A 609-nucleotide genomic window follows, 5' to 3' on the forward strand; every position below is an offset into this window, starting at 1 on the left:
ATAAAGTACCTACTAAGATAATCAGGGAGATCATTTTTCCAAGTTTTTTTTCATCCGCACCTTTGTCTTGTAAGGGCTGTAATATTAAGCGGAGTTTTGCAATGGCCCTGAACAATTGGGTCTGCACCGTTCGGGGCGAAATGTTCAGCAGTTCTGCCACTTCCTTATATTTCATGCCACTTTCTTTAATCAACCTAAAAACCGTGGCTGCCTGAGGTGCCAAACCAGCAATGGCAAAATCAAGTTGCCGGTGCAGTTCTTTGGTTTCCAAAATATACTCCGGCGTTTGTGCTGTTACCGAAACATCCTCTTCAGCATCAACTAAATCGATAAACGTAATTGAAGAATTTTTTTTGAGGTATTTAAGTGATTGATTTTTTACTGCGATAAAAAAATAACTTTCGGGATTTAGTACGTGGGTACTTGTTGCGCGGTTTTCCCAGCATTTAACAAATACCTCCGTAACCAGGTCTTCTGCCGCCTGTTTATCAACCACATAGTAAATAGAAAATTTGATCAACCTACCGTATAGAAAGCGGTAAAGTTGCTCGAAAGATTTTATGTCATCCTCAAGGCAAATCTTATTCCATAAAACGACTAGATCTGGCT

At 39.7% G+C, this 609-nt stretch carries 1 protein-coding gene; it reads right to left on the bottom strand.

Features of this window, described 5'->3' with window-relative positions:
- Positions 1-609 (bottom strand): RNA polymerase sigma-70 factor (locus AC1DND_RS29070; RefSeq protein ID WP_477586474.1); only part of this gene is annotated, 609 nt, incomplete at both ends.

This window comes from Pedobacter sp. 01N416, assembly GCF_056399685.1.